Origin of the sequence: Streptomyces sp. NPDC005566 (genome assembly GCF_040605575.1) — a bacterium.
Lineage (GTDB): Bacteria > Actinomycetota > Actinomycetes > Streptomycetales > Streptomycetaceae > Streptomyces.
The window spans coordinates 149851-163463 of the sequence record NZ_JBEXDB010000012.1 but is presented as its reverse complement, the minus strand read 5'-3'; the positions used below and the strand labels follow the sequence as shown (position 1 = coordinate 163463).

Here is a 13613-nt window from a genome sequence, read left to right as displayed (position 1 = left end):
GTAGCCTAACTTCCATACCTTGGAAGGGACACTGAGTCTTCGATGATGGATCCGAACGCTCGACTCGTACTGCTTTCTCCCGCGAGCCTGGCCGACGTGCGCCGGCGGACCGGTAACCGCTCCGACAGGACCATCGCCGAAGCGTGCGCCATCGGTCTCTCCTACTGGGCGACCGGATCGGGGCCCGACGGCATCGATTTCACCCCGGGGACCCTGTTCGCGGATGTTCTCGGGTGGGTCGACAACGGCGGTTCCGTGCCCGCCGGCTGGGAGGTCGGCGCGGACGGCCGGAGCATCGCCGTCCCCGAAGGCGTCCTGCGGACCGACGCGCAGCTCGCTCTGGACGACCTCGCCGACTTCCCGGACCGGCCCATCGGCAGCATCGGCCCGTCCGGCCCGGCGGCGCGGATCGAAGCCCTGGCCGAGTGGAACGACACCGAGGCCGGGCGGGTCCGCCCGACCATGGTGGAGATGTTCCGCGAGCAGGCGCGGGCCAGGCCCGACGCCGTCGCCGTCATCGACGAGGACAGGTCGCTGACGTATCGCCAGGTGGCGGAACTGTCCGGGCAGCTGGCCCACCATCTGATCGCACGCGGACTCACCGCCGAACAGGTCGTCGGCATATCCCTCGGCCGCTCCGCGGACATGGTGATCGGGCTGCTCGGCGTGCTCCAGGCTGGCTGTGCGTTCGTTCCGCTGGATCCGCAGTGGCCCGCCGCACGCCGGGCCGTCGTCGTCGAGGACGCCCGGGTCGTGCTGCAGCTCAACGCCTCGGGCGAGCAGAACCCGGGTGAACCCGAAGCCGTGTCCGTCAACCTCGGCGACTGGAAGTTCGCTTCCTGCCCCGTCGAGGGACCCGAGGTCACCGTCCCCGGCGACGCCCTGGCGTACGTGATCTTCACGTCCGGTTCCACCGGGCGGCCCAAGGGCGCGATGATCCGGCACGAAGCGATCAGCGAGCGCCTGCTGTGGCAGGTCGACGAGATCCTGCGCTTCGGCCATGACGACGCGTCACTCTTCAAGGCCCCGCTGTCCTTCGACATCTCCATCAACGAGATCTTCCTGCCGCTGGTGTCCGGCGGCAGGCTCGTGGTCCTGCGGCCCGGCGGCGAACGCGACCCGCACCACCTTCTCAGCGTGATCGCCGAACACCGCGTCACCTTCACGTACCTGGTGTCGTCCATGCTGGACGTACTGCTGGAGATCGCGGGCGACTCCGGGCGGCTGGACAGCCTGCGGCACGTGTGGTGCGGCGGCGAGGTTCTCACCCCGGAGCTGTACGAGCGCTTCCGCACCCGGCTCGACATCCCCATGTACCACGGCTACGGCCCGGCCGAGACGACGATCGGCGTCAGCCACGTCATCTACCGGGGAGAGGCGGAACGCCTGTCGACATCGATCGGCAAGGCCAACCCCAACACCCAGCTGTACGTCCTCGACGACGAACTGCGTCCCGTCCCCGTCGGTGTCGGCGGTGAACTGTACGTGGGTGGATTCCTCCTGGGGCGCGGCTACGTCAACGCGGCCGGCCTGACGGCGTCCCGGTTCGTGGCGAACCCCTTCGCGGGGGACGGATCCCGGCTGTACCGGACCGGTGACCTCGCGCGCTACGCCCCCGACGGGTCGCTGGACTTCCTCGGCCGGGCCGACAACCAGATCAAGATCCGCGGTATGCGTCTGGAGATCGAGGACGTCGAGGCCGGTCTCGCGGAGCACCCCGGGGTACGGCACACCTGCGTCGTCGCCAAGAAGAACACGGCGGGCGGCACCTACCTCGTGGGGTACGTGATCCCGGCGTCCGGCAGCGAGGACCTGCGCGCCGAAGAAGTCAGGGCGTGGGCCGTCGAGCACATGGTGGAGTACATGGTGCCCGCCCACACCGTCGTGATGAAGGAGTTCCCGCTCACCGCGAACGGCAAGCTCGACCGCAAGGCCCTGCCCGAGCCCGTGATCGGTACCGGCGCGATCGTCCCGCCCGCCACCGAGAACGAGCGCGTGCTGTGCGCGACGGTCGCGGCGGTGCTACGGCTGGACGAGGTCGGCGTCGACCAGGACTTCTTCCGGCTCGGCGGAGACAGCATCCTGGCTATCTCCCTCCTGAGCGCGCTGCGCGAGGCGGGCCTGTACGTCACGGCACGTCAGATCTTCACCAACAGTGTCGTGGGCGCGCTGGCGGCGGTGGCGAGCCGCGAGGACGTGTCCACGGTGCAGCACGGCGATGTGGCGACCGGCTCCGTCGTCGGATCGCCCATCGTCCAGTGGCTCGGTGAGACCACGGACGCCATCGACGGCTTCGTGCAGTCGATGGTCCTGAACACACCGGCGGACCTGACCGCCGACGCCCTGGACGAGATCCTCACCGCCGTGGTCGGACGCCACGACATGCTGCGCGCCAGGCTGGTGCGCGGTGAACGCTGGAGCTTCGACATCCCGGAGGCGGCCCCGGCCGCCGCGGTGTGGCAGGAGAGCGCCCGTCCGCTCGACGCGTGCGTGGAACTCGCCACCGACGGGCTCGACCCGGACAACGGCGTGATGCTGCGAGCCGTCTGGCGCCGGGAGTCACGCCAGCTGGCCCTCGTCGTCCACCACCTGGTGATCGACGGCGTGTCCTGGCGGGTCCTCATGGAGGACCTGGCCACGGCGTGGCGCCAGGTCTCCGCGGGCGAAACGGTCGAACTGCCACCGGTGGGCACGTCGTTCCGGCGCTGGACCGAACTGCTCGGGAGCGCGGAATTCGACGCGGACCGTTCCTGCTTCGAACGCCCCCTGCCGGGAGTGGACGCTCCCGTGGGCAGGCGTGCGCTGTCCGAGGCCGACACCGTCCTCCAGGAGCGGACCCGGACCGTCTCCGTCGGCCCCGAGGTCACGGCCGCGCTGCTGGGCGAGATTCCCGCGAAGTTCCACGCGGGCGTCAACGACGTCCTGCTGACCGCGCTCGCCGTCTCCCTCGCCCGGTGGCGCCGCGATCTCGGACAGGACCAGACGTTCGCGCACATCGAACTCGAGGGCCACGGCCGCGAAGGACGGTTCGTTGCGGGCGCCGCCGGCTTCGAGCCCGAACTGTCGCGAACCGTGGGCTGGTTCACCACCCTTTTCCCGGTGACCGTCGACCCTGGCGCGGCAACCGACCCCACGGCACCCGAGTACCTGGCCGCAGCACTCAAAGCGGTCAAGGACGACCTCGCCAGGGTGCCCAGCAACGGCGTTTCCTACGGTGCCCTGCGCTACCTCGCCGACGCCAGGTTCGACGCGCCCGCGCCCCAGGTGCTGTTCAACTATCTGGGACGCTTCGACTCGGGTGCGCCGGGCGACTGGCAGCCCGCGGGCACCACCGGGCAGTTGGGCGAGAAGCGCGACCCGAGGATGCGTCTGCCGCGCCCCCTGGAGTTCAACGCGATCGCCGAACCCGCTGCGAGCGGCGAGTACGAGCTGGTCACCACCATCTCCTGGCCCGAGGGAATGTTCACCGACGAGGACATCGCGACCGTCGGCGAGTACCTGCGGGTGGCCCTCGCCGGACTGGCCGCACTCGACCAGGGCGGCCACTCTCCCAGTGACTTCGCTCTGGTGCCGCTCACGCAGCCCGACGTCGACGCCCTGGACGGCCCGGAACTGCGGGACATCCTGCCGCTGACCCCGCTGCAGGAGGGCCTGTACTTCCACTCGGTCTTCGACGACGACTCGGCGGGCAGCTACGTCGAGCAGCAGTTGCTGACACTGGAGGGCGAGGTGGACGCCGACCGGCTCGCGGCGGCGGCCACCCGGCTGCTCACCCTGTACCCGAACCTGGCCGCCCGGTTCGTGGCCCTCGCCGACGGCCGTGTGGTCTCCGTGCTGGAGAGCGGTGCCCAGGCGCCGTTCACCACGCTCGACCGCCCCGGCATCACCGACGCCGAGATCCGCGAGTTCGCAGAGCGGGACCGCCGCGCCGGCTTCGACCTGGCCACCGGCCCGCTGATGCGGTACACACTCGTCCGTGCGGGCTCCGGCAGGAACGTGCTGGTGCAGACCGTGCACCACATCATCGCCGACGGCTGGTCGGTGCCCCCGATGCTCCGCACGCTGCTGGCCGAGTACCACCGGCCGGGGACCGCGTACCGGATCGGCGGCTTCCCCGACTACGTGCACTGGCTCGCCGGACGCGACGACGACGAGAGCGACCGCGTGTGGCACGACCAGCTCGCGGATCTGCCCGGCCCTTCACTGGTCGCCGAAGGGCACACCCCCTCCGACCGGTTCACCGACATCGCCGTGGAGCCGACGGACGACATCGACGCGGCCGCCCGGGCGGCCGGCGTGCCGCTCAGCGTGGCCGTGCACAGCGCGTGGGCGGTGACGCTGGGCGGCATCCTGCAGGGCAGGGACGTGGTGTTCGGTTCCACGGTGTCCGGGCGCGACGCCGATGTGCCCGGCATCGGGGACATGGTCGGCCTGTTCATCAACACGATCCCCGTACGCGCCCGGTGGGAAGGCACCACCACGGCGGGCGACCTGCTCGCCTCCGTACGGGAACACCAGAGCGCGGTGCTGGCGCACCAGCACGTCTCGCTGGCGAGGATCGGCCGGCAGGCCGGCGCCGGTGCCCGGTTCGACACCCTGGTGGTGTTCGACGTCGCGACCGATGTGGACGCCCTGCGGGGACCCGACGACGAGCTGGTCATCGCCGACATCGTGAACGAGGGTGCTCCGCACTACCCGTTGACGCTGGTGGTGGAGCGCGCACTCGGCGGCCGTCCGCGCTTCAACCTGATCTACGACGGTGAGCTGCTGCGGGAAACGAGCGCCCAGGCCGTCCTGAGCACCTTCACCCGGACCCTCACCGGCCTCCTCACCCGGCCGGACGCCCCGGTCGACGCCCTGGCAGCCGACGACTCCCGACGCCCCGCACGCATCACCCCGACGACGCTGGGCGCACTTTTCGACGCCGCTGCGAACCGCGACCCGGCCGCCACCGCCGTCACCCAGTGCGCTCTCGACGGCAGCACCAGGTCACTGACGTACGGCGAACTGGAGGCGGCGAAGAACGAGCTGGCCTCGGCGCTTCGAGCGGCCGGCGTCGGCCCGGGCAAGCGCGTGGCCGTCGCCGTCCCGCGTTCCCTGGAGCAGGTCGTCGCCCTCGTCGCGATCGTCTCCGCGGGCGGCGCGTACGTGCCGCTGGACCTGGCGTACCCGGACGAGCGGCTGGAGTACATCCTCTCCGACGCCGCTCCGCAGGTCGTTCTCGTCGACCGTGAGCAGCGGGACCGCTTCACCGAACTCCTGACCCGTGAGGGCCTGTCGGCCCGCGTGATCGTCCAGGGGGAGGAGCCGCAGCAGGCGGACGAGCCGCCCCGGGACACCGCCGCGGCCGGCTGGTACGACCCGGCGTACGTGATCTACACGTCCGGATCGACCGGCAGGCCCAAGGGCGTCGTCGTCCCGCACTCCAGCGTGGTGTCGCTGCTCGCGAACACCCGGCCCGACATGGACTTCGGCCCCCGCGACGTGTGGGTCCAGTTCCACTCGTACTCCTTCGACTTCGCGGTATGGGAGCTGTGGGGCGCGCTGGTGCACGGCGGGGAGCTGCTGGTGCCCGAGTACGCGCTGACCCGCTCCCCGGTCGACTTCCACCGGCTGGTCCAGGAGCGCGGAGTGACCGTGCTCAACCAGACCCCGTCGGCGTTCTACCGGTTCGTCGAGGCCGACCGGCACGCCGGAGGACCGGCCACCGCACTGCGCCGGATCATCTTCGGCGGCGAAGCGCTGGATCCCGTGCGGCTGCGCGGCTGGGTCGACCGGCACGGCGCCCGTTCGCCCGAGCTGGTCAACATGTACGGCATCACCGAGACCACCGTCCACGTCACCCACCGGGTGCTCACCGACGAGGACTTCGGCGAGGACGTCAGCCCGATCGGCGGTCCGATTCCCGGCCTGGTCATCTACCTGCTCGACGACCGGCTCCGGCCGGTGCCGCCGGGCCGGGTGGGCGCGATCTACGTCGCCGGCGACCAGGTGTCCCTCGGTTACCTGGGCAGGCCCGGACTCACCGCGGGCCGGTTCGTCGCGAACCCCTTCGCGGGTGACGGCTCCCGCATGTACCACACGGGCGACCTCGCACTCCGCACGCTCGACGGCGAGCTGGAGTTCGCCGGCCGTGCCGACGACCAGGTGCAGCTCAAGGGTTTCCGCATCGAGCTCGGCGAAGTGGAGGCCGCGATCCGGGAACTCGACGGTGTGGTCGACGTGGCTGTCACCGTGGCGGACGGCGGCGACCACCTCGTCGCGCACGTCGTGGGCCGGTTGCCCGGCGACCTCACCGGCCTGCTCTCGGCGAAGCTGCCCGTGCACATGGTGCCGGGCCGGGTGCTGTCGGTGGACGTCCTGCCGCTGACGGTCAACGGCAAGCTGGACCGCAAGGCCCTGACCGAGCGTGCCGCACAGGACGACACCCTGGCGGCGGCGGGAGATTCCGTACGCGCCACGCGGGACGACCCCCGGGTGGCCATGGGCGATTCCGCCCTCTCCGCACTGGTCGGCATCTTCGCCGAGGCGCTGCCCAGTTCCGCGGACGTGGACGGTGACACCGACTTCTTCATGGCCGGAGGCGACAGCATCGTCGCCATCACCGTGATCAACCGGGCCAGAGCGCTCGGACTAGCCATCGCGCCGCGCGACGTGTTCCTCCTCAAGACACCGCGGGCGCTCGCCGAGCACCTGCGGACGCGCACGCCGCAGACCCCGGTCGCCGAGCCCGTCCGCCGCGAGGACGGCCCGCTGCAGCCGACGCCGATCATCCTGCGCCAGCGGGAACTGGGCGCCTCACTGGCCCGGTTCGCCCAGGCCAGGGCGCTGGTGGCGGCAGAGGGCACCGGGTTCGCCGACGCCGAGCGGGCCGCGCACGCGGTCGTGGCCGCGCACCCTGCCCTCCGGTTGCGGCTGCGCGTCGAGCACGGGGTGTGGGCACTGCGCACCGAACCCGCCCGTGAGGTCACCGTGGTCCGGACAGACACGGACGCGACGGCCGCGGCGAACGAAGCGGCCGGGCGCCTCGACCTCGAGGCCGGGGAGGTGATCGCCTTCTCCTGGCTCGAGGCGAGCCGGACCCTGGTGATCACCGTGCACCACCTGGCCGTCGACTCGGTGTCCTGGCTCGTCCTGCTGGACGATCTCGCCACCGCCATGGGCGGTGCCCCGCTCGCACCGCCGACCACGTCCTACGCCGAGTACGCCGAAGCGCTGAGCTCCGGGTCGTCCCACGCGACGGACGACCTCGGGCACTGGATCACCACGCTCCAGGCCCCGCCGCTGCTGCCCGCCGTCCAGGGTCTGCACGAGACCACCGTCGTGCTCGCCCCAGACGTGAGCGACCGCGTGACGCGTACCGCCCCCTCAGTACTGGGCATCGGTCTCACCGAGTTGCTGTGCGGCGCGCTTCGGACCGCGCTGACACACGTCCAGCCCTCGCCCACCGATCTCGCGATCGAACTGGAGCGGCACGGCCGGGTCCCGGCGCGGGAGCACCACGACTACACCCGTACGGTCGGCTGGTTCACCTCCATCGCACCGGTACTCCTCACGGCGCACACCGACCCCGTCGCGGCGGCGCGCGAACTCGCCGAACGTCAGCCGGACGAGCACGGCCACGTCGCCTACGGCCGGCTCAGGTACCTCAACCCCCAGACGGCCCCCCTGCTGAACGCCCGCCCGCAGGTGCTGTTCAACTACCTCGGGCGGGGCAGCGAGTCCCAGGCGCTGCACATCACCGGCGGAGACCAGGGCAGCCCGTACGCCGTCGAGGTCAACGCGTGGACCGACGACGCCACCGGCAGCCTGCACGCGGCGTTCACCCTCGCCGACGGCATCCCCGACGAGATCGGCGTGCACTGGCTGGGCGCACTGCAGCGCATCGCCGAAGCCTCCGCGACGGCCGAGCGCACAGCCCCGGTCACCCCGCTCCAGAGGGGCCTGTTCTTCCAGGCCCAGATGGCGGGCGAGGCCGGACACTACGTCGCGCAGAGCTACTTCACCTTCGACCGGCGCCTGGACACCGAAGCGCTGGCCGAGGCGATGGCGTACGTGATCGCACGGCACCCGGTCGTGGGCGCCGGCTTCACCACCGACGACGACGGAAACCCGGTCCAGGTCCTCAAGGCGGGCCGACGGGTCGATGTCCGCACGGTCCGTCCCGAGACGGACGCGGACGTGGAAGCACTGCGCATCCGCGACCGTGACACCGGATTCGACCCGGACGAGCCGCCGATGGTCCGGCTGACGGTGGTCCGGCTGCCCGACGACCGGGACGGCCTGCTGCTCAGCTACCACCTGCTGCTGTGGGACGGCTGGTCCCGCGAGATCCTGCTGCGGGACCTGTTCGACGCCTATCAGGCCGTCGTCTCCGGCGAGCCGCTGGACGCGACACCGGTCACGCCGGGCTTCGAGGACTACGCCCGGGCGCTCGACGCCAGGGACCCCGCCGTATCCGAACGCTTCTGGGCGGAGCATCTGGCCGGCCTCACCGGCCCGACACTCCTCGCCGGACCGAACCCGTCCCTCACGGACGACCTGCCGCGTGCGCTCGTGCACACGATGTCCGCCGAGCAGTCGGAACTGCTCCGTGAGGCGGCCAGGGTGCACGGCGTCACGCTGAACTCGGTGCTGACCGGTGCGTTCGGCCTGCTGCTGGCCGCGCACACGGGCCGGAGCGACGCAGCGTTCGGTGTGACCGTCTCCGGCCGTGAGGGCGAGGGACTGTCCGACATCGTCGGCGTACTGCTCAACACCGTGCCCATGTGGACGCGGGCACGGCCGGACGACACGGTCGGTGCATATCTGTCGGCCGTCCAGGCGGCCAGGGTCGCGGCGATGGAGCACGAACACCTGGGACTCGGCGAGATCCAGCGGGCCAGCGGCCACGACACTCTGTTCGACAACCTGTTCGTGCTTCAGAACTTCCTGGACATGGACGCGTTCGCCGAGATGAACGCCAGGCACGGCATCACCTCGGTGCAGGCCGACGACTCGACGCACTACCCGTTCACCTGGGTCGTCACACCGGGCGACCGGCTCACCGTCAAGCTGGAGCACCGCGACGGAGACACCGACAACGCCCGTCGTCTCCTCGACGACTACCTGCGCATGCTCCAGGACCTGGCCCGCTCCACCGGCCCGGTCGGCGCACTGCCCGGTCCGGGGCCCGAGCCCGAGTCCGCCGAGCGCACGGACGTCGGTACGGACACCGTCGTCGACCGGTTCGACCGGGCGGCCGACCGTGACCCGCAGCGGGTCGCCCTCGTCTCGCACGGCTCGACCATGACCTTCGCCCAGCTCCAGGACCGCAGCCGTGCAGTGGCGGGGGTACTCGCCCGGCGCGGCATCGGCCCGGAGACGGCCGTGGGCCTCGCGGTCCCGCGCTCCCTCGACTCGATCGTGGCACTGTTCGCGGTACTGCGCGTCGGTGCCGCGTACGTGCCCCTGGAGCTCGACCACCCGGACGAGCGGATCGCCGCGATCGTCGCGGAAGCCGGCCCGAAGGTGATCCTCACCGTGAGCGCCGTGTCGCCCAGGCTGACCGGCGACCTGATCGAGCTCGACCGTCCCCTGCCCGAGGCCGAACCGTTCGTGACGTTCGCGCCGGACGCTCCGAACCGCCTGCGGCACCCCGCGTACACGATCTTCACCTCCGGATCGACCGGGAAGCCCAAGGGCGTCGTGACCGAGTACGCCGGGCTCACCAACATGCTGATCAACCATCAGCGCCGGATCTTCGAACCGGTGCTGGCGGAGCACGGGAACAGGGTCTTCCGGATCGCCCACACCGTGTCGTTCGCCTTCGACATGTCGTGGGAGGAACTGCTCTGGCTCGCCGACGGACACGAGGTGCACATCTGCGACGAGGAACTGCGCCGCGACGCGCCCCGTCTGGTCGAGTACTGCCTCGAGCACGGGATCGACGTCATCAACGTGACCCCGACCTACGCACAGCAGCTGGTGGCCGAAGGACTGCTCGACAACCCCGAAAGGCGGCCCGCGCTGGTGCTGCTGGGCGGCGAGGCCGTCACGCCGAGGCTGTGGCAGAAGCTCGCCGAGACCGAGGGGACCGCCGGCTACAACCTGTACGGTCCCACCGAGTACACCATCAACACCCTCGGCGTCGGCACCTTCGAATGCCAGGACCCGGTGGTCGGCGTCGCGATCGACAACACCGAGGTGTACGTCCTCGACCCGTGGCTGCGGCCCCTGCCGGACGGAGTTCCCGGTGAGCTGTACGTGTCGGGCATCGGCATCGCGCGCGGCTACCTCGGACAGCCCGCCCAGACCGCGCACCGGTTCGTCGCCTGCCCGTTCGGTGAACCCGGCGAGCGCATGTACCGCACCGGGGACCTCGTGGTCCGGCGGCCCGACGGGAACCTTATGTACCTGGGCCGCACCGACCAGCAGGTCAAGATCCGGGGACACCGGGTCGAACTGGGCGAGGTCGAGGCCGCTTTCGCGGCGCACCCTGCGGTGCGTTTCGCCGCGGCCGTCGCCCAGCCCGCCCCGGAGGTCGACGGAGCGTACCGGCTGGCCGCCTACCTCGTGCTCGGCGAATCGGACCTGGCCACGGTCGCGGCCCAAGTGGGCGCCGCACTGCCGGACTTCCTTCGCCCGACGCACTACGCCCAGGTCGACAGCATCCCTCTGACGGTGAACGGGAAGGCCGACACCAAGGCACTGCCGGAGGCCAAGCCCCTGGGCGTGCTGACCACGGCGGGGGAGCGCGGCCCGGAGACCGAGACCGAGACCGTGGTCTGTGAATTCTTCGCCGAGGCACTGGACCTGGACGACGACGAGGTGAGCGCGGTGAGCGACTTCGTCTCCCTCGGGGGACACTCCATGCTGGCGGTGCGGCTGATCGGGCTGCTCCGCCGGGAGTACGGTCCCGTGATCACGATCCGTGACCTGCTCGAACTGCGAACCCCGGAAGCGATTGCCAGCCACCTTGATGACAACTCCTGACACACAGCGGCCCCGGCAGGGGGCCGACATCCTTCGGACCGCCCTGCGGCGCAACGTCGGCGCCATGACCCGGGGCACCGTCCTCATGGGCATGTACCAGGCCGGCGAGACCGCGTTCCCCATCGCGCTCGGTCTGATCGTCGAACACTCCTTGCAGGAACGGAGCCTCGGCTCGCTCGGCCTGTCCATCGCCGCGCTGGCCGTGATCATCACGACCGTGTCGCTGTCGTGGCGGTTCGGGATGCGCGTCCTGCAGGAGGCCAACACGACGGAGGCGCACCGCTGGCGGGTGCAGGTCGCGGCCTGCGGACTCCAGCCGGTGGCCAGGGACGTCGACCTGAAGTCCGGCGAGGTACTCACCATCGCCACCGAGGACGCCGACCAGACCGCCGACATCATCGAGGTGGTGCCGCTGCTGATCAGCTCGCTGGTCGCGGTGGTGGTCGCCGCGTTCGCGCTCGGCCTGGCCGACATACGGCTCGGCCTGCTCGTGATCGTGGGAACCGTCGCGATCCTGTCGATCCTGAGCGTGATGTCCAAGCGAATCGGCGCAAGCACCCAGGAACAGCAGGCCAGGGTCGCGCGGGCGGGGGCGAAGGTCGCCGACCTCATCACCGGCCTGCGCCCGCTGCACGGCTTCGGCGGCAACCACGCGGCGTTCCTCTCCTACCGGAAGGTCAGCACGGAGGCGAAGCACCAGGCGATCACCGTCGCCAAGGTGAACGGTGCGTACGCCGGTACAGCGCTGGCCCTCAACGCGGTCCTCGCCGCCGCCGTGACCCTGACGTCGGGGTGGCTGGCGTTCGAAGGCCGGATCAGCATCGGTGAACTCGTCATGGCCGTGGGGCTGGCGCAGTTCATCATGGAACCGCTCAAGATGTTCTCGGAGATGCCGAAGTACGTGATGATGGCGCGCGCCTCGGCCGAGCGGATGGCTCTGGTACTGGCCGCCCCGCCGGTGGCGACCCCGGGACCGGAGCGTCCGGCCGCGGGGGGAGACCTCGAGATCGACTGCGTCCGGTACGGATCGCTGCGCAAGCTGAAATTCCAGGTGTCCGCGGGCGAGTTCGTGGCGATCGCCGCCTACCAGCCGCGCGCGGCGGCCGACTTCGCGTCGATCCTCGCGGTGAACGTCCCGCCCCACGCGTACGAGGGAGTGGTACGGGTCAGCGGGCACGAGATCACGGACCTGTCGGTCGAGGCGGTCCGTGAGCACATGCTGGTGAACCCGTACGACGGGGAGATCTTCGCAGGCACCCTCCGCACGAACATCGACCCGTCGGGCACCAGCCCGATGGTCCCCGAGGCGGTCGAGGCGTCCATGCTGACCGATGTGGTCGCCCTCCACCGCGAAGGACTCGACCACGGCGTCCGCGACCGCGGCGCGAACCTCTCCGGTGGGCAGCGCCAACGGCTGTCCCTGGCCCGCGCCCTGGCCGCCGACTCCGACATCCTGGTTCTGCACGATCCGACGACAGCCGTCGACGCGGTCACCGAACAACTCATCGCACGCAACATCGCGAAGATGCGCCGCGGCCGCACCACCGTCGTGTTCACCAGCAGCCCGGCGCTCCTGGACGCCGCCGACCGTGTCCTCGTCCTGGACGACGGGGTCATCACCGCCGAGGACACCCATCGCAACCTGCTCGCCACGGACGAGGACTACTGCCTGGCCGTGGCGCGTTGACCGCCAGGGCCTCCCGTACGGACGGGAGACCCTGGCCGCCGGGGCCTGTGCGTCGTTCGGCGGGGGACCCCGCCGCTGAGGGACTGGGTACCCGGCGGCCTGCCGGCTGAGCACCGGTACTCAGGCCCGCGGCACGCTTCCGGACCACGATGGAGATCACCATCGTCCGAGTCCGGGAGGACCCGCCCATGCTCAGTCGCCTCGCCGGCGCCCTGGTGCCCGCCGTCGGCAGACTGACGGTCACCACCGACAGCGACGCCCGCTTCGCCCCGGGCAGCATCATCGCCGCCAACCACAGCTCCCTGGCCGACCCGGCGGTGGTCCTCGCCGCGCTGCGCCGTCTCGGCGTCGAGCCCGTCTTCCTCGCGGCCGCGGGACTCTGGCGCATCCCCCCGCTCGGCCGTGCGCTCGCCCACGAGGGGTACATCCCCGTCCACCGGCACGACGCCCGCGCCGGCGACGCCCTCGACGGCGCCGCCGAAGCCCTTGCCCGGGGACGCCTCGTCCTGATCTATGCCGAGGGCGGTATCCCGCACCGCACGGACGCGGGAGAAGCAGCCCCGGAGGCCTTCCGCAGCGGGCTGGCCCGGCTCGTCCACCGAACGGGAGCCCCCGTGATCCCCCTGGGACAGGCCGGGGCCCGCCGCATCGTGTCAGGAAGCCCGCTCAAGCAGCTCGCGGGCCTGTGCACCTCTCCGCTGCGCAGGCCGGGTCTTCACGTCCACATCGGGGCGCCGGTCATGCTGACGGGCGACCTGCCGAACCGCACCGAACATGCCCGTGCGGCGGTGACCGACGCGTGGCGGGAGGCCGCCGGACGCCTCGGCGAACCGGCCGTCCTGGCCGCGTGAGCAGCGAGGCAGCACGCCGTACGTGAGCCGGCGCGTTCCACCGCTTCGAGTGGGCGCTTCGGCGCGTGCGCACCCGGGCGACCGGGGGCGCAGTACGGGCC

Annotated in this window: 3 protein-coding genes; all 3 read left to right on the top strand. The window is 71.2% G+C overall.

Going from position 1 to position 13613, the window contains the following annotated elements; all coding sequences use genetic code 11:
• The first annotated feature begins 42 nt into the window (after positions 1-42).
• The 3 genes from ABZS61_RS20430 (at position 43) to ABZS61_RS20420 (ending at position 13512) form a co-directional block, all read left to right on the top strand.
• A complete protein-coding gene (locus ABZS61_RS20430; RefSeq protein WP_356422847.1) occupies positions 43-10974 on the top strand; it encodes an amino acid adenylation domain-containing protein in 10932 nt (3643 codons plus the stop codon).
• Positions 10961-12661, top strand: a complete 1701-nt coding sequence (locus ABZS61_RS20425; protein WP_356422843.1) for an ABC transporter ATP-binding protein — start codon at positions 10961-10963, stop codon at positions 12659-12661. The genes ABZS61_RS20430 and ABZS61_RS20425 overlap by 14 nt, the downstream gene beginning before the upstream one ends.
• A gap of 188 nt (positions 12662-12849) precedes the next feature.
• The gene (locus ABZS61_RS20420) at positions 12850-13512 is read left to right on the top strand and encodes a lysophospholipid acyltransferase family protein (protein ID WP_356422840.1); all 663 of its coding nucleotides are present in this window, start codon (positions 12850-12852) and stop codon (positions 13510-13512) included.
• Positions 13513-13613: the final 101 nt, after the last annotated feature.